At 65.7% G+C, this 20,288-nt stretch carries 24 protein-coding genes and 1 tRNA gene; 13 read left to right on the top strand and 12 right to left on the bottom strand.

Annotation, left to right across the window (positions count from 1 at the left end; all coding sequences use genetic code 11):
• The 4 genes from ACQP2D_RS05885 to ACQP2D_RS05870 all read right to left on the bottom strand — a co-directional run bounded on the left by ACQP2D_RS05885 (nt 1) and on the right by ACQP2D_RS05870 (nt 3,538).
• Nucleotides 1-366, bottom strand: coding sequence for a hypothetical protein (locus ACQP2D_RS05885; protein ID WP_433682695.1), 366 nt, complete (start codon nt 364-366; stop codon nt 1-3).
• A 253-nt stretch (nt 367-619) separates the two neighbouring features.
• On the bottom strand, nt 620-1,633 hold the full coding sequence (locus ACQP2D_RS05880) for a hypothetical protein (RefSeq protein WP_433682694.1): 1,014 nt from the start codon (nt 1,631-1,633) through the stop codon (nt 620-622).
• Between the two features lie 11 nt (nt 1,634-1,644).
• The gene (locus tag ACQP2D_RS05875; protein ID WP_433682693.1) at nt 1,645-2,964 is read right to left on the bottom strand and encodes a Dyp-type peroxidase; all 1,320 of its coding nucleotides are present in this window, start codon (nt 2,962-2,964) and stop codon (nt 1,645-1,647) included.
• A 13-nt stretch (nt 2,965-2,977) separates the two neighbouring features.
• Nucleotides 2,978-3,538, bottom strand: coding sequence for a hypothetical protein (locus tag ACQP2D_RS05870; protein WP_433682692.1), 561 nt, complete (start codon nt 3,536-3,538; stop codon nt 2,978-2,980).
• A gap of 163 nt (nt 3,539-3,701) precedes the next feature.
• On the opposite strand from ACQP2D_RS05870, the gene ACQP2D_RS05865 reads away from it, so the two are divergent.
• The 5 genes from ACQP2D_RS05865 to ACQP2D_RS05845 all read left to right on the top strand — a co-directional run bounded on the left by ACQP2D_RS05865 (nt 3,702) and on the right by ACQP2D_RS05845 (nt 6,947).
• A complete protein-coding gene (locus ACQP2D_RS05865) occupies nt 3,702-4,391 on the top strand; it encodes a hypothetical protein (RefSeq protein WP_433682691.1) in 690 nt (229 codons plus the stop codon).
• A 111-nt stretch (nt 4,392-4,502) separates the two neighbouring features.
• Nucleotides 4,503-4,718, top strand: coding sequence for a hypothetical protein (locus ACQP2D_RS05860; protein ID WP_433682690.1), 216 nt, complete (start codon nt 4,503-4,505; stop codon nt 4,716-4,718).
• Between the two features lie 166 nt (nt 4,719-4,884).
• Entirely contained in the window at nt 4,885-5,337 is a 453-nt protein-coding gene (locus tag ACQP2D_RS05855; RefSeq protein WP_433682689.1) for a DUF4231 domain-containing protein, read from the top strand.
• Entirely contained in the window at nt 5,334-6,653 is a 1,320-nt protein-coding gene (locus tag ACQP2D_RS05850; RefSeq protein ID WP_433682688.1) for a toll/interleukin-1 receptor domain-containing protein, read from the top strand. The genes ACQP2D_RS05855 and ACQP2D_RS05850 overlap by 4 nt, the downstream gene beginning before the upstream one ends.
• Before the next feature lie 3 nt (nt 6,654-6,656).
• Complete coding sequence (locus tag ACQP2D_RS05845; protein ID WP_433682687.1) at nt 6,657-6,947, top strand: RyR domain-containing protein; 291 nt, start codon at nt 6,657-6,659, stop codon at nt 6,945-6,947.
• 65 nt (nt 6,948-7,012) lie between these two features.
• Here ACQP2D_RS05845 and ACQP2D_RS05840 read toward each other — a convergent pair whose 3' ends face one another.
• Complete coding sequence (locus ACQP2D_RS05840) at nt 7,013-7,648, bottom strand: DUF3159 domain-containing protein (protein WP_433682686.1); 636 nt, start codon at nt 7,646-7,648, stop codon at nt 7,013-7,015.
• A 5-nt stretch (nt 7,649-7,653) separates the two neighbouring features.
• Entirely contained in the window at nt 7,654-8,607 is a 954-nt protein-coding gene (locus tag ACQP2D_RS05835; RefSeq protein ID WP_433682685.1) for a TauD/TfdA dioxygenase family protein, read from the bottom strand.
• 70 nt (nt 8,608-8,677) lie between these two features.
• On the opposite strand from ACQP2D_RS05835, the gene ACQP2D_RS05830 reads away from it, so the two are divergent.
• Together ACQP2D_RS05830 and ACQP2D_RS05825 are read left to right on the top strand one after the other, a co-directional pair.
• On the top strand, nt 8,678-9,274 hold the full coding sequence (locus tag ACQP2D_RS05830) for a TetR/AcrR family transcriptional regulator (protein WP_433682684.1): 597 nt from the start codon (nt 8,678-8,680) through the stop codon (nt 9,272-9,274).
• Nucleotides 9,275-9,647: 373 nt separating this feature from the next.
• A complete protein-coding gene (locus ACQP2D_RS05825) occupies nt 9,648-10,340 on the top strand; it encodes a type 1 glutamine amidotransferase domain-containing protein (RefSeq protein ID WP_433682683.1) in 693 nt (230 codons plus the stop codon).
• Between the two features lie 816 nt (nt 10,341-11,156).
• Here ACQP2D_RS05825 and ACQP2D_RS05820 read toward each other — a convergent pair.
• Nucleotides 11,157-11,291, bottom strand: a complete 135-nt coding sequence (locus ACQP2D_RS05820) for a hypothetical protein (protein ID WP_433682682.1) — start codon at nt 11,289-11,291, stop codon at nt 11,157-11,159.
• A gap of 743 nt (nt 11,292-12,034) precedes the next feature.
• Here ACQP2D_RS05820 and ACQP2D_RS05815 point away from each other — a divergent pair.
• On the top strand, nt 12,035-12,649 hold the full coding sequence (locus ACQP2D_RS05815; RefSeq protein ID WP_433682681.1) for a hypothetical protein: 615 nt from the start codon (nt 12,035-12,037) through the stop codon (nt 12,647-12,649).
• A gap of 348 nt (nt 12,650-12,997) precedes the next feature.
• A complete protein-coding gene (locus tag ACQP2D_RS05810; protein ID WP_433682680.1) occupies nt 12,998-13,180 on the top strand; it encodes a hypothetical protein in 183 nt (60 codons plus the stop codon).
• 97 nt (nt 13,181-13,277) lie between these two features.
• Here ACQP2D_RS05810 and ACQP2D_RS05805 read toward each other — a convergent pair.
• From ACQP2D_RS05805 to ACQP2D_RS05785, 5 genes are all read right to left on the bottom strand, one after another.
• Nucleotides 13,278-13,350: transfer RNA gene (locus ACQP2D_RS05805), tRNA-Ala, on the bottom strand.
• Nucleotides 13,351-13,472: 122 nt separating this feature from the next.
• Nucleotides 13,473-14,579, bottom strand: coding sequence for a divisome protein SepX/GlpR (gene sepX, locus ACQP2D_RS05800; protein ID WP_433682679.1), 1,107 nt, complete (start codon nt 14,577-14,579; stop codon nt 13,473-13,475).
• 369 nt (nt 14,580-14,948) lie between these two features.
• Nucleotides 14,949-15,599 carry a GNAT family N-acetyltransferase gene (locus ACQP2D_RS05795; protein ID WP_433682678.1) on the bottom strand — a complete coding sequence of 217 codons (651 nt, stop codon included), beginning with the start codon at nt 15,597-15,599 and terminating at the stop codon, nt 14,949-14,951.
• A gap of 12 nt (nt 15,600-15,611) precedes the next feature.
• Nucleotides 15,612-16,871: a molybdotransferase-like divisome protein Glp gene (gene glp, locus ACQP2D_RS05790; RefSeq protein ID WP_354958371.1), complete on the bottom strand. Its 1,260-nt coding sequence runs from the start codon at nt 16,869-16,871 to the stop codon at nt 15,612-15,614.
• A gap of 126 nt (nt 16,872-16,997) precedes the next feature.
• Nucleotides 16,998-17,954, bottom strand: coding sequence for a UTP--glucose-1-phosphate uridylyltransferase (locus tag ACQP2D_RS05785; RefSeq protein WP_433682677.1), 957 nt, complete (start codon nt 17,952-17,954; stop codon nt 16,998-17,000).
• Nucleotides 17,955-18,040: 86 nt separating this feature from the next.
• Here ACQP2D_RS05785 and ACQP2D_RS05780 point away from each other — a divergent pair, with 86 nt between their 5' ends.
• The 4 genes from ACQP2D_RS05780 (at nt 18,041) to mscL (ending at nt 20,203) form a co-directional block, all read left to right on the top strand.
• Nucleotides 18,041-18,628, top strand: coding sequence for a 5-formyltetrahydrofolate cyclo-ligase (locus ACQP2D_RS05780; RefSeq protein ID WP_433685545.1), 588 nt, complete (start codon nt 18,041-18,043; stop codon nt 18,626-18,628).
• Nucleotides 18,629-18,697: 69 nt separating this feature from the next.
• A complete protein-coding gene (locus ACQP2D_RS05775; protein WP_433682676.1) occupies nt 18,698-18,994 on the top strand; it encodes an FmdB family zinc ribbon protein in 297 nt (98 codons plus the stop codon).
• Between the two features lie 111 nt (nt 18,995-19,105).
• A complete protein-coding gene (locus ACQP2D_RS05770) occupies nt 19,106-19,687 on the top strand; it encodes an SAF domain-containing protein (protein WP_433682675.1) in 582 nt (193 codons plus the stop codon).
• Nucleotides 19,688-19,798: 111 nt separating this feature from the next.
• Nucleotides 19,799-20,203: a large conductance mechanosensitive channel protein MscL gene (gene mscL / locus ACQP2D_RS05765; protein WP_433682674.1), complete on the top strand. Its 405-nt coding sequence runs from the start codon at nt 19,799-19,801 to the stop codon at nt 20,201-20,203.
• Nucleotides 20,204-20,288: the final 85 nt, after the last annotated feature.

The raw sequence follows: 20,288 nt of genomic DNA, 5'->3' as shown, positions 1-20,288 counted from the left end.
CTAACCCCCTGTGCCGCAGGGTAACCCGCCCGCACCGACTACGAACGTGGCGCTGCGCCCGCGCGCGTCCAGCCGCCCGTCACCCCAGCTCGCACTGCCATAACCATCCACCTCTATCGCGTACTCGCCCTCGGCCAGCCCCTCGGGCAACCGCACCGACGTCGAGGCCCGCCCGTCGACTATGCCCAGATACACCCGCCCTTCACTACCCAACGGCACCAAGAAGATCCGCGCATACTCGAGCTTCTTATGAGCGCCCGATGCAAGGGGCGACCACTCGATATCGAGCGACCGACACCCGGCATCGCTGAACTCGATGGCCACCCGCAGCGTCGCCGCCCCCTCAGGCCCGGCCCGATACCTCACCGCGCCCTCCTCGATGCCCGGACCCGCCCAAACGACTCGCTCAGCGGGACTTCCCTGTGCACCAGGCTGGCACGGCCACCTGCGCAAGGCAATCGGTCGGGCGTCGACAGAACACCGAGCCCAACGCTCGACCATGCACGGCCTCGACGCTGCCCAGCGCAACCATCAGCCGAGAATGCGCTCACGCAGGTGCCTCTCGACGTTTACCTGCATCAGTGCATGGTGATCGCACGTCCAAGACACATCTCGGGGGTCATCGCATGGTGGATAGGTTGTGCCAGAGGTTTTCGAGGCTGTCGGTGCCGCCGAAGAGGGTGGTGAAGTTGGTGGAGTCGAGGAGGATGATGTCGCCGGCGCGGGGGGTGGCGGGGGGCATCCAGAGCAGGGTGTTGAATTCGGTGTTGCCGGCGGCGGTGAAGGGGTGGGGGCGATCGGGGTCTACGCGTTGGCGGCCGAGGACTCGTAGTGAGTCGGTTTCCGGGGCGGCGAGTTCGTAGTGCGGCAGGTGGGGGTGGAAGTTGAAGGTGGTGACGTTGTCGAGCAGGTGGAGTGCGTCCAGATCTCGGAATCCGGTCAGGGGGGCGATCTCATCGGTGCCGTCCACGACCGCGGGGCGCAGGCCCCACTTGTTGTGCACGGGCACGTCGAGCGCTTTCATCAATGAGCGGGTGTACTGGCCGAAGCGCTGCTGACGGGGGACCAGCGGGTCGCCGTGATGCTCGTATTCGACCTGTCGCTGTGTGAAGTCGTCGGTGAAGCCGACGTCGTGGTGCGGCGCGAGCAACAGGCAGGTGCCTTCGCGTTGCAGCCACTCCCGGATCGCGGCGCACTCCTCGGGTGCGGCCTGCTGCTCGGACAGGACGTGATCGAGCCCGAACACCATGAGGGTGTCGGTATCCGCGAGGATCCGCTCGTCGATCGGCAAGGTGTAACCGGCCTGGTCGATGCGCTGGAATACCGCGACGGGATGACCGGTCGCCTCCCCGGCCAGTCGCTGGAACGCGAGTGTCGAACGATGGAAAAGCTCCAATGTGCCCGCGATACCCTGCAGGAAGTGCGCCGCGTCGTACTCGACGGTCTCGTAACTCGGCCACGAGACATTGCGGACCTCGGTCATCGTGGAGAAGCGGTTGTACATTTCGGCGGGATCGCGTTGCGCCTCCCACGGATAACTCCACGTCCAATAGATGCTCATCCGCCGCCGCCCGTCGTGCTTGCGCGGAATGTGGTCCTGGTTGTAGGTGCGTGCCCGCGGCAGGGTGCTCATGCTGTCACCTCTCAACTGTCGAGCGAGGCCAGGTATCGCAGTGCGCGGATACCCGGCAGGAAGAAGTACGCGCCGCCCTTGAGCGTGGTGAATGCCGGTAGCCCCGTGAGCACCTTGCGGATGGGCCGCTTGGGGATCGTGAACTCCAGGGTGCCGTCCTGGGTGCCGCAGATGGGGTCGCGCTCATTGCCGAGTTCATGGAATGCCTTGTCATTGATCCAGACGTTCTGGGCGAACTCGAACTGGCGAACCAGGCTCGCGCAGATGATGAACGCGGCAATGCCTCGATCCACCCCGTCATCGGGCGCGTTCTCCGGCAGCGCCGGGCCATAGGTGGCACCGCGGCGAATCATCCTGCGGCGGTTCATATTCGGTGCGGTATCGCGGGGGTTGAGCCGCCGCACGTGCGAGCCGAGCGGTATCGCGTAACCGTGCGGGTCCATCTGTTCGTAGTTGAAGTCGTTGTTGCGCATGGGATCCGCGCCCAGCTCTGGATCGTCGTGGTCGGGGGCCAGCGTCAAGGGGGCGCCGCTCGGCCAGCGGCCCATGAGCTTCGCGGCGAGCAGCTGCTGCCCGTCCGGGGTGTCGGCGCGCTCGCGCAGATAGCTCCGAAACGCGCCGACGTGTTCTTGCAGCCGCCGGTAGGCCATGTAGCTGCCGTTGCGGGACAACACCTCCGGCTGCGGCAGCCTGTGGACCGGCCCCTCCTCATCCGGGTAGCCGAGGATGAATTCGCCGGGTTTCAGCGGAGCGCCCGACCCCGGCGTCGGTTCCTCACCGGATCCCTCGATCACGGGCTGGGACAACCGGTCTCGGAAACCGAAGTGGTCGTGGGCGTGGTCGAATGGCGGCGTCGCGTTCAGATCCAAGAACGACAACACGCGCACACCCGGGCAGCGCGCCACCAGCTTCTGATGCTCGGCGGTGCACCGCTGGTGTTCGGCATCGGTGCGGGCGAACAGGATCCCGATGGCGTGCAGGTCATCACCGGCCAGCCCGCCGACCCAGTTATCGGGGTGATTCGCACCCGTATCGCCCAGGATGTCGGCGCGGGCGGCCATGCCTTCGCGGAACTCGTCGGGGAAGGTGGCGAGCGCTTCCCCCGACACCCCGAGCGCCCGCAGCCCGCGCCAGGTGAAGGCGAGCGTGATCCAGCGCTCGGAGCTGTCCATCGTGGCGCGCACGTCCGCGGCCGACTGCACCCGGCCCAGCAGCTCGGTCAACCAGGCCCGGCCCCCGGCGGGATCGTCGAAGGACAGGAACTCGTAGCGCCCGGTCATCGCCGGGGTGCGGGTCAGCAGGATGTGCTGAATATCGTCGAGTTCGAGCATCGGCCCGGACGATCTACTGCATCTGATCGAGCATGTCGGAGAACGCCGCCTTGAGCCGCAGCGCCTTTTTGATCTCGTCGGCGGTGACGTAGGGGTACTCGCCGTATTCGAGGAAGCTCGAACACTGGTGGTCCCGAACGAATTTCACGAAGGCCGCCGGATTCTCCTGCCAATCCTCCGGAAACCCTTCGAGATTGGTGAAGACGGTCGTGATACCGGTCTGGCTGAAGAGTGCGACGGCGTCCTCGGTGTACTTGTCGAAATCGGTGTCGAAGATGCCCTGGTACTGGAAATGCAGTCCCGAGCCGACATCGAACAACACCCACCGCAGATAATGCAACCGCAGTGGTGCCAGCACATCTGGACTACCCGCTACCGCCTCTTCGATCTGCTTACCGTATGCGCGAACTGCCTCTTCTCGACCCGGTTTCACCTTTGCGATGATCGAGAACCCGTAGCAGGCGGGCGTCCGTGGATAAATCGGGCCGTACCGACCCCGCTCCAGCTCGAAATAACCCTCCCTGGGGATGGCCATCGCCGCCGGCCTACTCCAGTCCTGATCGGTCGCTGGCATGGCGTCACCTGCCTTTACCGTCGCAGTATGGATATCAAGCATGGTACGCAGCGGGCCGATACTGCCGCAAAGGTTCGGCTATCTCCGCCGTACTGGACATCCGAGATAATTTCGGAAACTCCGAATCCCCGCCACCGGCGCCCCGGTTTGACAGGATTACCTCATGTCAACACCGCCGCAGAACACCAACTCGGCGCCGACACCGCGCCCTTTGTCTACGCCGCGAGCCGCCGCACTGGCCGGCATCGCCTTCGCGGTGTTGTTCGGTACCACGCTCATCGTGATCCGCATCAAAATGCCTGCAGGCCTTGAGGATTCAACCCAGTGGTTGAAGAGCCAACAGAGCGCGATCACGACGGCGACGGTGCTGATGCCCTTCGCCGGAATCTGCTTTCTATGGTTCATCGGCGTCGTGCGCGACGGATTCGGGCGCTACGAAGACCGATTCTTCCTATCCATATTCATCGGCAGTGGGCTGCTATTTCTGGCGATGATGTTCGTCGCCACCGCCGTCGCCGCTGGTTTGGTGGCGAGCAACACCGACGTCACCAATCCGGCCGCCCGCGCCGAGGTGATCAACTTCGGCAGACACGTCTTGGTTTCGGCGAGCCAGACTTATGCGCTTCGCATGGCGGCCGTATTCATGATCTCGCTCGCGACGATTTGGTTCAAGACCAGGCTGATGCCCCGCTGGCTCGCCATCCTCAGCTATTTGGTAGCCCTGACACTGCTCATCGTCAGCGAGATGAGCAAGTGGGCGGAACTGGTATTCCCTGCCTGGGTGCTCGTGGTCAGCTGCCTTATCCTGACCCGCTCCGGACTCACCGAACGACAACGCACCCAGCACGATTGATGCTGTGCCGCAGTACCCTCATGGACGAGCCCTCACCCCGTAGTTCGCCCAACCTGATCGTATCGATCATGCTCATGGCCAGCCACTGCCTCGCCGAACGAAAGACGCGAAATGGCTCGAGCGCTTCGAACAGCAAGAACTCCATCCGGCCCCTGGGGCACAAATGGCGCAGTCTTCGAGGCCCACCAAGCCACCGCAGACCTGGACATCGGCCGAGCAGGCCACCTACTCCTACTGCGGCAGATGTTCCCGGTATGGGTAATCGGCCTGGCCTGCTTCGGCATAACCGCCATCTTCATGATCCTGCGAACCCTGTTCGACCTGTGAGTTCCGCGGCGAGATCGGCGACGAACGCCCCGCGCGCGCACCGCATCGACGCGCCTGGCGCTGTCCTGTCCGATATTCACCGTCGGTGTTGGTCCGGTTACCGAATTCCTCCGACTGTCACGTCATCCGACTCCTACCATGTGGGCAGGCGAAGACGGAGGTGGGGATGGGCGGGAGCGCGGCGGAACCAGGGGATGCGAAAGACTACGCACTGACCGTGGCCGACGGGTCATACGAGTGGTATCGGCACGCCGCGATCAAGGCGCGCCGATACCACCGCGTCACCGAGGTGCTGCAACTCCTCGTGTCCGCCGCGATTCCCGTCGCGGCCGTGCTGCTGCGGGGAAATACCGATATCCCGGCGGTGCTCGGATCGGTCCTCGTCGTCATCGGCGGACTCCGTGCGCAATTCCACTGGCACGACAACTATTTGCGGTTCAGCCAGGCCCGCGAGGCCGTCGAGGCGGAGCGTCGGCTCTACCACACCCAGTCCGGCCCCTACGCCGACCCCGATACGAGGGACGCGGTGTTGGCGAGCGCCGTCACCACCATCGAACAGAAGGAAATGAGCGCTTGGCTGAAGATCGCGACACCGGGCCGGACCCGCGAGGCGCGATGAGCGCGCGACGCCGGATACCCACCTACTTCAGCCACAGCTACCGAGCCGAGGACCGCGACGCGTCGGAGTTCTTCTGGCGCAAACTGGAACCACACGGCTTCGGCTTCACCGTGGATCCACAGTCGGGTGCCCTGTCCACCTGTCATCTGGAAATGGTGATGCGTCGCAGCGCCTGCTTCGTCGCGGTGATTCCGCTGCGGCCGAGCGAACAGACCTACCGATGCTCGCCGTTCATGGTGCACGAGTACGGACTCGCGGTGCGGGCGCGCAAGCCGAGGCTCGTCTTCGCCGAAAAGGGCATCTCACGCAGGCATTTTCTCGACGTGGACGAGGTTCATGTCTTCGACCGCGACGAACTCGCCAGTTACGGAGACGATTTCGAACAATCGTTTCACCGGTTGCTGTTGGAGAGCCAGGCCTACTCGGCGGCGGCCGACCAATTGCGTGGTGAGGTCGGTCTGGCATTGCCGAACAATCCCGCGTACCGCGAGATCCGGCCGGTGATCATCGCGCTGCTGGAACGCTACGGCTATGCGGTCGCGGAGGCTCCCTGGCACCTGAAGGATCCCGCCGATATCGCCTTTCGCCTCGATCGGTTCGAGTTCGTCGTCGTCGATGTGGCATCGCGCGCGGTGCCCGCGTGGTTCTATCCGACCTTGGTCGGGCGGTTCGTCCCCACCCTCGACCTCATCCACGAAACCGACTCGGGCACAAGGACTCCCATACCGCCGCTGGTCGCCGGCGGTGCGTTGCGCGCCGCGGCGGCGCAGGACGATCTGGTGCTGCGATGGCACGACGCCGATCATCTCGTCGTTCAGCTCGATCAGCAGCTGAGCCGCTTCGATCTGCCGCGCCAGCAGTTCCGGTCAGTCGAGGAGGGCGTCGGCTACCTCCGCAGCATCGGGCGCACCGCGGGCACCATCTTCCTCAGCACCGCACGCTCGGACGCCGCGCTGGCCGGTGAGCTGGGACGCGCGCTCAAACTGTTGAACTTCTCGTTCTTCCACTACGTCTACAACAACACGATCCCGTTGGGACAGCAGTGGCAGCAGCGGCTGGAGAGTCTGATCACAGCAAGCCGGGTTTTCGTACCGCTGGTAAGCGAGGCCTACTGGCACAGCGAATGGTGCAGACAAGAATTGACCACCGCACAACGGCTCAGCGCCGACGGACAGCTCACCATTGTTCCGTACTTCCTCGACGGCAGCCAGGGTGAGGTGATCGCCGAACAGGGCGTCGACATCGCCGATCTCGGTATCGCGGATCGAGTCGCCCGCATCATCGCCGATATGGACCGTCTTTTCCTCGGAGCATGAAGCATGGAGTGGACACCAGCGCCTGTCGACACCAGCTCGGTGCGGCTGCCGCCGAATATTCAGAAGCTCGTGGAACGGTTGGCCGAGAACGCACACGACCGCTGGGCGGCGCGCCGAATGTCGGAAGGCTGGCGCTTCGGCCCGTCCCGCAGCGACGACCTGCTGACACACCCCTCCCTGGTTCCCTATCCGGACCTGCCCGAGCAGGAGAAGGACTACGACCGGGAACTCGCCACCGAAACCATCAAGGCGGTCCTGACCCTCGGCTATCGGATAGTCCCGCCCGAGGATTGACGGCCTGCGGGTGCCAACGTAGCGGCCACGTTCCACGTTCGTGCCCTCGGCGTGCGTGCCGTCGGTTATCGCTTGCGGACCCACAACCATGAGGTGGCGACGGCGATGAGTACCGAGGGCTTGCCGAGCAGCATGGTCCCCAATGCCAGGGCGGTGATCTGATCGGCGGCATACAGCGGCAGGAGTATCAGCACATGTACTGCCCACATCAGGGCCCAGGCCGCGGTCAGGCGCCGGTGCTTGCGGATCCGGGGCTGGTCGATATCGGCGGGCTCGATCCGGATGCGTTGGCACACAAGCAGACTCAACGGACGGCCGCGGATCAGGGTGGCGCCGAAGGCGACAGTCAAGACCGCACAGCCGACGATCTCGGGCAGGAAGAAGGCACGGCCCTCACCGGTGAACAGCACCAGCGCCGAATAGGCGGCGACAGCAGCCAGGGCGACCATGACGACCTTCGGTGAATCACCGCGCCGCAGCCGCCATCCGGCGAGCAGGGCCGCCGCCGTCAATGCGGCCGCGACCGCCGGACCGGTCCCGAACAGTTGATATCCGACCAGGAATACCGCGACCGGCGTGACGGCGTCGACGAGGTGCCGAACGCCGCCGTGCGCGATGACGGCCTGCCCGAGCACCCGGGCGGCCGGCCGTGCTCGCGCGGAGTCGTGCGGGGTCGCGGACCGGCTGTCGTCGAATGTCATTTCGGTCAACGGGCGGGCCGGGGGCCGACGATGGAGGCGCGTTCCATGATGCGCACATGGGGCCAGTAGTCACTGGCGGCGTAGTGCTGAACGGCGCGGTTGTCCCAGAACGCGACGGTGTCGGGCTCCCACCGCAGCCGAACCTGATGCTCGGGAGCATCGGCCGTCCGGCACAACCGGTCGATCAGCGCACGCCCCTCCTCGAGGTCCAAGCCGTGGATGCGGTCGGCGAAGACCCGGTTGACGTAGAGGTGCTTGCGGCCGGTGACGGCGTGCGTGCACACCAGCGGGTGGGCCACCGCCGGATGCTCGGCGCGCATCTTCTCCCGCTGCTCATCGTTGAGCATGTGCCCGAACGCGCGAGTGAAATCATGGACGGCGTCGAGGTTTCCGATCCGAGCGCGGGTGTCCTCGTCGATGGCGTCGTAGGCGGCGTACATGTCGGCGAACAGCGTGTCCCCGCCGATCGAGGGCACCGAAATCGCATGCAGGACAGCGCCCATCGATGGCTGCTCGCGCCAAGTGACGTCGTGGTGCCAGGCGTTCTCGAAACCGCCGACCTGGGCGCTCTTTTCGAATCGCACGAGTTCCGGCTGGTCGGTGTTGGAGGGGATGAACGGGTGGACCTCGAGCGTGCCGAACCGGCGCGCGAAGGCCACGTGCCGTTCCGGGGTGAGCGGCTGGTCGCGGAAGAACAGCACCTTGTACTCGTGCAGCGCCTGCCGCAGTTCGACGATCACCGCGTTCGGCACTTCGGTGGTCAGGTCCACCCCGGAGATCTCCGCGCCGAGGGTTGCGCCGGCCTGGCGGGCTTCGAAATGCTGCCAGCTCAGCTGGGCGAGCCGGTCACGCTCGGCGGCGATATGCGTGAAAGGGCCGGACCGGACCGGGTATCCGGGGAGCTGAACGGTGCGGGGCGTGATGCCGGCGGCCGGGTCCTTATCGGTGATCACGGACATGGCGACCTTCTTTCTCGTAGGAGTGAGGGTGTAGTCAATTGACTACAGTTGCATGAGCTACTGTAGTCGCATGACTACAGAGGGTGCAAGGACGCCTTCCGACGACAGCAACCCGCTCGGTCGCGACGCCGTCGTGTCCGCGGTGCTCACCCACGCCGCGGATCTGTTCGCCGAGCGCGGTCCGGCCGCGACGTCGATCCGGGACATCGCCGAGCGGGCGGGGGTGAACCACGGACTGGTATTCCGGCACTTCGGCGCCAAGGACAAGCTGGTGACGGCCGTACTCGATCACCTCTCCGCCGAGACCGCCGCACTAGTCGATACCGGCATTTTGTCGCCGGACGACCCCCGACTGCGCCGACACTGGGTCGTACTGGCACGCTGCATCCTCGACGGCTACCCGGTCGGACAGATGCAGAGCCGATTTCCTGTCATCACGGCCCTGATCGAGCAGACCCGCCTACAACGAGCCGACGACCACGACGCCGCCCTCTCCGTCGCACACGCAGCGGCGTTCGTACTCGGCTGGCAACTGTTCGAACCCTTCCTGCGCAAAGCCGCCGGGCTCGACAACATCCCGAATGCTCAACTGCAGCAGGCCATCAACGCCGAAGCCGTCCGGATCCTGTCCGGGAGCCCGCAATCCCCCGCCGACCAGAACCAATAGCCCGATCCGCACTGGATCGAGTGGCTCAAACCTTCGCGGCGCTGGAGGTAGGAAGCGGCATCCCGATCGGGAGCCATACCTTCCAGGCCAGCTGCGGACATGCGAAAATGGTGACCGGAAGCAGCGGCCGACGTCAGAACCCGCCGCACGCCGCACGGTCTGTGTCGCTTTCTTGCCTGTCAGCGAAAGCGAGGCACACGTGATTGCCGATGCGAGCAGCCCCTCGCCCCGATGACCGACGCGGGCACTAGCCAAGGACAACGGCGCGGTCCGCGGGATCAACGTCAGGGACAAGTCCACCAGGCAATCCAGGACGAACTGGTTTACGCACCCCAGGCATACCGATCGCACCATCAGAGGGAGGCGGGTTCCCATGGCCAAGATCCTCTTCGTAATGACCGGCGCAAGTTTTTGGACGCTCGAGGACGGCACCCGACATCCGACTGGTTACTGGGCCGAAGAGTTCACGGCCCCGTATACCGCGCTCATCGGGGCCGACCATGAGATTGTGGTGGCCACGCCCGGCGGCGTAGTGCCGTACGTCGACGCGATGAGTCTGCGTCCCTCGATGGCCGGCGGTGAACAGATTGCCCTCGAGCAGGAGGAGATCCTGCGGTCTGCCGAGGAGTTGCGGCGGCCGATCGAGCTGGCGAACGCTCGGCTGGAGGACTATGAGGCCGTCTACTACCCCGGTGGCCACGGTCCGATGGAGGACCTGTGCAACGATGCCGATTCGGGCCGACTGCTGATCGCGGCCCTTTCCTCCGGCCAGCCCTTGGCCATCGTCTGCCACGGGCCCGCCGCACTGCTGGCCACCCGCTGGAGAGGTGTTTCACCCTTCGCCGGCTACCAGGTCACCGGCTTCACCAATGACGAAGAGGACGCCGTTGGGTTGGCCGCCAAAGCCCGGTGGTTGCTGGAGGACGAACTGGTCACCCTTGGCGTCCACTTCACCCGCGGCGAGATCTGGAAGCCTTACACGGTCGTGGATCGCAACCTGTACACCGGACAGAACCCCGCGTCCGCCGAGCCGCTGGCCCAGGAATTGCTGAAGGTGCTGAACTAGTCGCTTCCCCCGAAAGCAAGACGCTCAGTGCGCTTCTTCTCGACGGAATCTGCTGTGGCAGTAAGTGTTTCGCAGCGAGAACGGGAGGTCGGGACCGATATGGGCTGCACCGACATGGAGTCCCGATGGGGAGCCAGACGTTACCGGCCGCTCTTGGCGGGCGGCGGTGGAGCGGAAATAAAGGAAAATCCCGGGAGCTCGTTGAAATCGCCCCCGGAATCCGGTGCCCTCCAACAAGAGGACCTCTGTCCGTGAAGTGGAGCTAACGCTCCACAACCCGAACACGTTGACGGCAATCGGGCCAGAAGTGCAGATCGAACCAGTCGGCAGGCGAACAGCCACTAGGACGCGGTGACGGGGGTGTCTCTGGGCAACGGCTTGCAGAGGTAGAGCAGGTCGTGTTCAGCCGGTTACGTTGATGGCCGCGAGGTGTATTCGGCCCAGCGGTCGACAGCCTGTTCGAGACAGAGTGCCGCGACCTCCGCAGGAGCCATGCCGACCGTGTGGATCAATCGCTGTGCGAGCCGATCGGGGACAGGTTCGCGAATCGGTGTCGGTGGAATGCCGAGCGGCACTGCCGCCGAGTCGCCCGACCACTTCACCGAGCTTGCTGAATTCCGGTAGCCGACTGGCCGCCGCGACGATGCGGGCAGTTGCTTCCGTGTAGACCTCGGCGTCGGCGCGTGCTCCGATTGCCCAGATCTCGCAGATCTCGATGGTCTGCTGATCGACGGCACGGTACACGATCCGCCAGGTGTTGCGGCCGACGACAAGCTTGCGGAACCCGGTCAGTTCGCCGCCGAGTGGATAGCCGACTCAAGGTGAGTCCAGCAGCAGGAGCACCTTTTTGAGTACTTTGGGCACGGCGTCGGGACCGAGTTTTCGGAGGTCGTCGATTGCCGCATCGGTCGCGGCGCGGTAGGCCAGCGGTGCGAGTACGGGCACGAGCACCCGGGCGACACCGCGGCCCGGAAGGCGGCTTCGCTGAGGCAGCCTTGGATCAGGGCCACACGCAACCCCAGCAGTTCGAAGCCGCGGCGAACCATCCCGAACTCAGCCGCCGGACGTCGCTGTCGGCGTCGGTCTGGTGGCACGGGAACAACCGGGGCGGCTGGAAAGCCATGTCGAGATCGAAACCCCCGCACCGATACGCAGGACCAGACTGCGCGTGCCCTGCTCAGCCCAACGACTGGGACCCGGACGCCCGCGGACCAGATCGATGGCAACAAGCGATCGACACCTGCCAGCAATGCCCTGTGCTGACGCAATGTCGCGACCTTGCCCGCACCTTCACCGCCACGGGCATCGGACCACGAGGGATGATTTGAGCCGGAGTCGCCTATGACAGTCGCGGCCGTGTCATTCGCAGACGTGAACCACCACAGGAACTCTCAGGCACTCCACGGCCCGCTGACGATTTCCCGCCGGACAGCACACCCAGAATTCCGGGACCCGTTTCTGCGCCTGGAACAGATCCTCCAGACAGATCTCGACAGGCTGATCGCGGCGGGCGCTACGGGAGAGCCAACCGTCGCCGAGTGATACGACGAAAGACGTTGTAGCTAAATGGCTTTACTGCGCCCTGTCGAATTCCTGACTGTGAGCCCATCATGGAATTCGAAGTCGGCGTCGTCGGACACCCGGACCCCGCCCACACCGCCTGAATGGTCAGACACGACAAGGAGACAGCTGGCATGTTCGATGATGACCTCGCACAAAGTCTGGTGGACCGGGCCACCACGTTCCAGCGGGCGCTTGTCGCCACTTTGTGCTTGAACCGAGCGGTCGCCCTCACGTACGACGAGTGGGCCGACCGTGAGGTCGCTGGATTCCGTCAACTCATCGATGACTCAACGGAATTCTGTCGGGCCCGAGCACTCGGCGGTCGGCCCCGGACTGGGCCGGATCTCCTGGACGCACGATTCCGCGAGGTTCTCGGCCCCGACGATTGGCCTGGCGACGAACCCGACGGTCTCGCGGCCTGGCTCATCGACGTGGTGTCGATCGCGGACTATGTGATCCGGACGTGGAGCGAGCCCGACCTGAGCGATTCTCGGTGCTTCAATGTCCTTGTCGCCTCCTATTCCCTAGCGGGAATGGTGAACGACGATGCAGTTCAACCCGGCGCCCAGGACCTCGGCGAGCTCGAGGTCACCAGGCAGATCGCCGACCTGCGAGCGGTTACCGGCCTGCGCGATCCGATCGGCGTGGACCAGCTGGACTGGCTGATGACGGAATCGGATGCGCTCCGCGAAGCGTATAGGCGAAGATTCCAGGATGTTGTCTCCAAGTACGAATCGGAGCAATGACTGAGCCACCTCGCAACCGCGATGATTCCGAGCGTCACCGAAATCGCCTACCCTAGGGCTTTCGGATGCTCAGGCGGACGAACCAGCATGGTGTCTGCGGCTCCGAGGAGGCTGATCAGGCCCGGCAGACAGCATCCGCCACAGCGTCTCGTCCAGGTATTGGCCGCCTCGGTGCCCCACAGGGTCTCGAGGGTGTCGCCGATTTCGTTGTCACCGACGCCCGGCCAACCGCCGGCTGGGTGCCCCGGGGACCATCGACGGTGTGGCCGTCGAGGCGGTCGAACCCCGGACCTACACCGGATGGTTCCACCACATTCGGAATCGCGGCCGAACTCCCCCCGGATCACCATGCGGAACCTGCGGCACACCTCGGTGTCCGTCATGCTGCACGCCGGTATTCCGGCATCCACCGTCGCCGCCTGGCACGGGCACGACGTTCGGATGATCACGGGCGCCTACAACCGGGCCTATGACGAAAGTCTGACCGCCGCCGCGTCGGCGATGTTCGACAGCACCGAAAACGTCGTCTGATCGACCCGCCCGCCCGTTGGCACAGTCGTGGCACACTGATCCTCGAAAGGAAAAACAGACCCAGTAAGAATACTGGGTCTGACCTGCATATACCGGGTGGAGCTAAGGGGAATCGAACCCCTGACCTTCTCGATGCGAACGAGACGCGCTACCAACTGCGCTATAGCCCCGTGCGGCTCCGGGGAACCGCGCTGTGACACTGTATCAGGCGAGGTGGGCAGACTCCGAATCGTGAGGCTGAGCTGGGCAGATGCAAGGCTGGGGTGCTCGAGCGGACGTGGCGTTCAGATGATCAGGCACCTGCGGCGCGACGCATATCGCCGCCGTGGCCGCGGCGCAGGGCGCGGGCGGTGGCGGCGTCGAAGGTTTCCAGGTGTTCGAACATGGGGTCTTCGTCATCGGGCTCGATGAGGGCGGAACGGCGGCGCAGGGCGCGGGCGGTGTCGCGGTCCATGACGCGCTGTTGAGCGCGCCGCTCGGCTTCGCGTTCCTCCTCGACGTGCTCGCCGCGGCTGCGGGCCAGCCGGGCGAGGCGACGGCGGCGGATCTCCTCTTCCATGCGCACCTGCTTGCGTAGGTACGCGAGATAGGTCACCAGGACGAGCGCGGAGCCGCCACAGCCCCACCAGAACAGTGGGCTGAGTGCCACCGAAAGTCCGCCGAAGGTGACGGCGGCCAGGATGAGGCCGAGTACCGCGCGCTGGCGGAAAGTGTAGCGGGCCGCGCGCGCGATGGCGTCGGCCTCGGGGTCGAAGCCGCCGCGGCCGCGCCGCGTGGGCACGAAATCCGAATCGTCGGAATCGGATTCGTCGAGACGAGCGGGTGGCGCCGTCCGGGCCGAGGGGATCCGGGCACCGGTCGTTTCGGTGTGCTCTGCCGCCACCAGGTCATCATCGGCCGTCGCACGTTGCTTCGCAGCCGTTCGGGCCGTTGCGATCTCGTCATCGTCGGAATCGATACGGTCGACTTCGCCGGCAGCGCCGTCGAATTCCGCTTCCGCATCGTCGTTTTCGTCATCGGCCGGGTCGACCTCGTCGACTTCGCCTTCCCTGTCGTCGATTTCGGTATCGGATACCGCCGACCTGGCTTCGGGCGGGCTGTCCGCGGAATCGTCGTCCTCGGTGACCTGCTCGTCGGCCGGTGTCGTCATCCGGTCCTCCGCATCATCGCTGTGGGATAGCTTTCTCTGCACTCGGGTCGGCCGGTAATCCGGATCGCTGTCATGTCCGGCGGCGGGTCCGCTCTTCGTGCGCCGCTTGGAACCGCCGCGGTGCAATACGCGGGTCGCCAACGCCGCGTCGGTAGTCTGCCTGATCCTGGGATGCCGGTCGGCGAGGATCGGGAACAGCACGAAGACCCAGAGCACGACCAGGCCAATCCATAGGATCGAATTCGGCATCTCGCCTCAGCACCTCCGTCCCCGCCGCATCGTCTGTTCGACCGGGCCGCACCGCGCCCCGTCGCGGTGCGTTCGCTCGCTGCAAAACGCCTCGGACGGACGGACGTCCGGTCGCCGCGAGGCGTATTCGGCACTGGTCACCGAGCGCCCCACAGCTCATCCTTTCGAGCGACCTGCAAGCAATCGCTACGGTCACTGCCGATGGCGCAGGACGCACCTCCGACGTCCGTAGGTTAATTCCGTGTCGCACCAAGTTCGGTCAGGCGCGCCGTGCACATACGCCACACCTGTCACATTCCCACCATTATTACCGCGCGTCGTGACGGCCGGGCGTGTCGAAAACGGTACGGACGTGCCGTCATTTGGCATTCAGGGCAGGGTGGCCCGTCCGTCGCGCACCAGCCGGTCCACGACGGTGCCCGCCACCTCCTCGACGGTGATGCCGACCAGCAGGTGGTCGCGCCAGGCCCCGTCCACATCGAGGTAGCGCTTCAGCAGACCCTCCTCGCGGAAGCCGACATTGCGCAGAACCGCTTGGCTGGCCAGGTTTTCCGGCCGCACCGTCGCCTCCACCCGATGCAAGCCGACGGGTCCGAAGCAGTGGTCGAGCCCGAGCGCCAACGCGGCCGTCGCCACCCCCTGACCACCCAAATCCTTGGCCACCCAATAGCCGATCCACGCCGAACGCAGTGCACCACGCACGATATTGCCGACGGTCAGCTGGCCGCTGAAGGCACCGTCGACCTCGATCACGAGCGGAATCATCGCGCCGCGTCTGGCCTCGGCCTTCAGACTCGACCACAGCGACGGCCAGTTCGACGCATGGTTGCGCGCCTCCCAGGCACCGCGCCCGGTCGGCTCCCACGGCTCCAGATGCGCTCTGTCGCGCAACCGGATCCGGCTCCACGCCGCCGCGTCGCGCAACCGCACCGGACGCAAACTCACCGCACCCGCCGCGACCCGCACCGGTCCCAGATGCGCGGGCCATCCGGGATGCTGCGTGCCCCGGAACACGTTCATCGCCTCCACGCCTCAGCCACGCTGTGCGAGAAATGCGACACGAACCTCGTCACCGGTCCTGATCTCGGTGTCGTCCGGGTCGATCACGATCAGACTGTTCGCCTCGGCCAGCGTGGCGAGCAGATGCGACGAACCGCCAGCGCCGCCGCCGAGCGGCTGCACCAGATAGTCGCCGGTGGCCTCGTCGCGCATGAGTTGGGCCCGCAGGTAACCCTTGCGCCCGGCGATCGAGGTGATCGGCGTGATCGTCCTGGCTCGAATGATTCGGCGCATCGGATGGCGGCGCCCCAAGGCAATTCGGATCAACGGTCGCACCATGACCTCGAAAACCACCAGTGCGCCAACGGGATTCGACGGCAACAGGAACGTCGGCACTTCATCGCGCCCGAGCCGTCCGAAACCCTGTACCGAGCCGGGATGCATTGCCACCCGGGCGATTTCGAGATCGCCCAGCCCTTCGAGCGCCTCCCGCACCTGCTCCGAGGCCCAGCCGCCGATCGCGCCCGCGATCACCACGACCTCCGAGCGCACCAGCTGCCCCTCCACCACATCGCGCAGCCGCCGCGGATCCGAACTCACGATGCCGACGCGGTTCACATCCGCGCCGGCATCGCGTGCGGCGGCGGCCAGCGCATAGGAGTTGACGTCGTAGACCTGACCGGGGCCGGGCGTGCGATCGATATCGATCAGCTCGCCACCCACCGAGATCACCGACAACCGCGGCCGCGGATGCACGAGCACCTTGTCCTGGCCGACCGCGGCGAGCAGACCGACCTGCGCCGCACCGATAATGGTGCCCGCGCGCACCGCCACATCGCCGGGCTGCACATCGTCGCCGATGCGCCGGACATAGTCGCCGGACCGCACCGGCTCGTACACCTTGATCCTGGCCCGGCCGCCATCGGTGAAATCCAGGGGCAGCACGGCATCGGCGAGTGTCGGCAGCGGCGCACCGGTATCGACCCGCACGGTCTGGCGCGGCTGCAATCGGATCGGCTGTTTGGAACCGGCGACCACCTCGCCGACCACCGGCAGCGTCAGATCGACAAGTTCGCCGTCCTCGTTGCGGATATCGGTACCGGCGGCGGCGACATCGACACTGCGCACCGCGTAGCCGTCGATGGCGGCCTGATCGAATCCGGGCAGCGGTCGCTCGGTGACGACATCCTCGGCGCACAGCAGGCCCTGGGCCTCGGAGATCGCGACCCGGACCGGCCGGGGCGCGACCGCCGCAGCAGTCACCTTGATCTGCTGATCCTCAACCGAGCGCATCCAGCCCTTCCTGATCTCTCCGCACCGACCCGATTCCGCAACCCGCGCAACCACGTTCCGTGCGCGAGGTGAACCATCATTCGTACCCGACGGTCCACTATCGGCGAAACCCGACGCCCGCCGCTATCAGTCGTCGGTGGTCAGCTGTGGGTCCCAGTCCGAACTGAGCCGATGCTGCAGCCACTCCCGCAGGGCGGGGCCGTATTCCTCTCGTTCCAAAGCAAAATCGACCGCAGCACGAAGATAGCCGCCCGGGTTGCCCAAATCGTGGCGCGACCCACGGTGGACCACCACATGGACCGGGTGGCCCTCCTCGATGAGCAGTGCGATCGCATCGGTGAGTTGGAGTTCGCCGCCCGCGCCCGGTTCGATCCGGCGCAGCGCGTCGAAGATGGCGCGGTCCAACAGGTATCGGCCCGCGGCCGCGTACGTCGACGGTGCGTCCGCCAGCGCCGGCTTCTCCACCATTCCGTTGACCCGCAGCACATTCGGGTTCACCGCATCGGGCACCGGCGCGACATCGAAGACGCCGTAGGCGCTGACCTCGTCCTTGGGAACGTCGATGGCGCACAACACCGTTCCGCCGCGCTTGCGCCGGACCCGGCTCATCACATCGAGCACCCCGCACGGCAGCACCAGATCGTCGGGCAGCAGCACGGCGATGGCGTCCTCGTCGTCATCGAGGACACCCTCGGCCTGCGCGACGGCGTGTCCGAGGCCGAGCGGCTCCTCCTGGACCACCGAGGTGACATCCAGCAGCGCGGGCGCCTTGCGCACCTTCTCCAGCAGATGGAATTTGCCGCGCTCGGCGAGCGTGCCCTCCAGCACCAGATCCTCGACGAAGTGCGCGACCACACCGTCCTTACCCGGCGAGGTCACGATGACCAGTCGCTCGGCACCGGAGTCGGCGGCCTCCGTCGCGACCAACTCGATGCCGGGAGTGTCCACCACCGGCAGCAGTTCCTTGGGCACGGTCTTGGTCGCGGGCAGGAACCGCGTCCCGAGCCCGGCCGCGGGCACCACGGCCGTGCGGAAACACGAAACGACCGCGCCATTCGCGGATTGTCCCGCCATTGCTGTCATACGCCTACCCTATCCATCCATCACCGGCCCGAGGCGGCCATCACGCCGACCCGGGTCCCGGTGAGCTTAAGGTGATCACCGTGGAGATGCCCGGCGAGCGTGACAAACATGCCTGGCGTGTGGAAATTAACGCTCGACGGGCCGCGCTGACCGCCGCCGAGCACGAAACCGAGGCACGTGAGCTGGCCCACAACGTCGCCGCACTGGATGTTCCCGAATGGGTCTGCGCGTATGTGCCGGTCCGCGGGGAACCCGGATCGACGGCACTGTTGACGGCGCTGCGCGCGGCGGGCGCCCGGGTGCTGCTGCCGGTCACCGGACCGCCGGGACCGCTGCGGTGGGCCGAATTCACCGGCACCGACGACTTGCGGCACGCCCGGTTCGGGCTGCTCGAGCCCGCGGGCGAGGTGCTCGCCGATGCGATAGCGCTGGCGGAATTGATCCTGGTCCCGGCGCTGGCGGTGGACCGCCGCGGCGTCCGGCTCGGCCGTGGCGCCGGATATTACGACCGGACGCTGGCCGCGGCCCGGCCGACGGCGCGCTTGATCGCGGTGGTCCGCGATGACGAACTGCTCGATCGGCTGCCCGAGGAACCGCACGATCTGCGCATGGGCTGGGCGCTCACACCGCATGGCGGCCTGCATCGATTGGGTCGCGAAGGGGATGCGGAATGAAATGCCGATTGGCGGTGTTGGCACTGTCGGCTGTAGAGTGCCAGATTGACGAACCCTGCGGAGGATCCAGTGCCAACTTATTCATATGCGTGCACCCAGTGTGACAACCGCTTCGACATCGTTCAGTCCTTTGCCGATGAGGCGCTGAGCGTCTGCTCGGAGTGCTCCGGGAAGCTGCGCAAGCTGTTCAACTCTGTGGGCATTGTGTTCAAGGGCAGCGGTTTCTACCGCACCGACAGCCGCGGCGGCGCGTCGACCGCGAGCGAGCCGGCGAAGTCGGACAGTGGTTCCGGCAGCTCCGGATCGAGTTCGGATTCTGCCTCCTCGGCCAGCTCCAGCACCGCGAGCACGGCCGTCGCCAGCTGAGTTTCACCAAGTAGAAGCAGCCCTGCGGGAGTTATCCCCAGGGCTGTTGTTGTCCACAGGCGCCGCTGTTGGCCGGGCGAGTCGCTGTGATTGTGGCCATAGGCTGCGGACATGGCTCTCCTGGGCATCATCCCGCTGGGCGCGACCCGCTCCTTCGCCGAACTCGGCCGTGGCAACTCCCTGCGCTGCGCATTCGGCAATCGGCCGCCGTGGGCGGACGGTCTGCTCGCCCGACGCCTGCTCGCGGCGGCGCTCACCGCACTCGCGGTCATCCTCTTCCTGCGCGGCGATCCCGGTAGTGAACGCACCGCCGTCGTGGTCGCCGGACGCGATCTGCCGCCAGGGCACCTATTGGAGGCGGCCGATCTGCGCTCGACACCCCACGAATCCGGGACACTGCCCGCGGGCGCGGTCGACGATATGGCCATCCTGGTCGGCGCGACGCTGACCGGCGCCATGCGCACCGGCGAGGTGTTCACCGATCTGCGCATCGTCGGTCCCAGGCTGGCGGCGGTCGCCACCGGCGCCGCGGACGCCCGCATCGTGCCCATTCGGCTGGCCGATACCGCGGTCGCGGAGATCCTGCGGGCAGGCGACCGGGTGGACGTCGTCGCCGCGGAGGAACAGAGCCCGCAGAGCAGCCGACCCGCTCGGCTGCTACTGCGCACCGCCCTGACCGTCGTTTTTCATTGACAATCAATAGCCGGGCATTTGCCATCAAGGTCAACTAGCATCGGTCGAATACGGCAGCCCGGACCGCCGAGCACAGCTATTCAGCTCCCATCCGAAGAGGAGATATCGGCAATGCTCAAGGGTTTCAAGGAATTTCTACTCCGCGGAAACGTCGTCGACCTAGCGGTGGCCGTGGTGATCGGTACCGCGTTCGTCGCAATCGTCACCGCGTTCACCAACGGCATCGTCAATCCGATACTCGCCGTCTTCGACGGCAACAATGAACTCGGCCTCGGTTTCCGACTGGTTGCCGATAAACCGGCGACCTTTGTACAGGTCGGCCCGATCATTACCGCGGCCATCAACTTCTTGATCATCGCCACGGTGTTGTATTTCGTGCTCGTGCTGCCCGCGACGCATGTGAAGAAACGATTCGGCACCAAGGACGCCACCCCCACCGATTTGGAGGTGCTGGTCGAGATCCGCGATCTGCTCACCGATGGGCAGCGCAGCGGGGGCGGACGACACGAGTTCTGACCACCTCCCCCGCACGACAACTCGAGCCGAATGCGGCACGACCATAATCAAATACCGTGATTTGATTGTGCCACAAGGCAAACGG

Origin of the sequence: Nocardia sp. CA-119907, assembly GCF_050955995.1 — a bacterium.
Lineage (GTDB): Bacteria > Actinomycetota > Actinomycetes > Mycobacteriales > Mycobacteriaceae > Nocardia.
This window is presented reverse-complemented; position numbering and strand designations above follow the sequence as displayed.